Below are 603 nucleotides of genomic sequence, written 5' to 3' on the forward strand. Positions count from 1 at the left end.
CGGCCGCCGCTGCCCCCAGCGGGGCTGGCCGAAGGCAGCGCGCCCGGCCATTGCCTGGTGGTGGGCGCGGGCCTCGCAGGCGCTGCCGTCGCCGCCAGCCTGGCGCGTCGCGGGTGGCGGGTCCGCGTGCTGGATGCCGGACACGCTCCGGCCGCAGGAGCTTCCGGCCTGCCGGCAGGCGTGTTCGCACCCCACGTCTCGCCCGACGACAGCCTGCTGTCACGCCTGTCCCGCGCGGGCGTGCGCCTGGCGCTGCAGACCCTCGGTGCGCTAGCCGCCGAGGACGAAGGGATGGCATGGCAGGCATGCGGCGTGCTCGAGCACGGGGTCGATGCCCCGATGCGCCTGGCCTGGGATGAGGGCCCGGGGCTGGAGTGGAGCCGGCCCGCGACCGCCGCGCAGCGCAGCGCCAGCCATCTTCCCCCTGGCGCCTCCGCCTGCTGGCACGTGCGCGGCGGTTGGGTGCGCCCGCTCGCGTTGATCGCACGCCTGCTCGCGCAGCCCGGCGTTTCCTGGCAGGGGCGCTCGCAAGTGGCCCGGCTGCAGCCCGCGGAGGGCCAGTGGCACGCCTTCGATGCGGCGGGCCAGGCGCTGGCCACCGCC

The 603-nt window shown here is 77.4% G+C and carries 1 protein-coding gene; it reads left to right on the forward strand.

The genetic code is table 11. The features are described 5' to 3' along the window. On the forward strand, positions 1-603 hold a 603-nt coding region (locus A612_RS01935), incomplete at both ends, for an FAD-dependent oxidoreductase (RefSeq protein ID WP_040435636.1).

Origin of the sequence: Melaminivora alkalimesophila (genome assembly GCF_000282995.1) — a bacterium.
Lineage (GTDB): Bacteria > Pseudomonadota > Gammaproteobacteria > Burkholderiales > Burkholderiaceae_C > Melaminivora > Melaminivora alkalimesophila.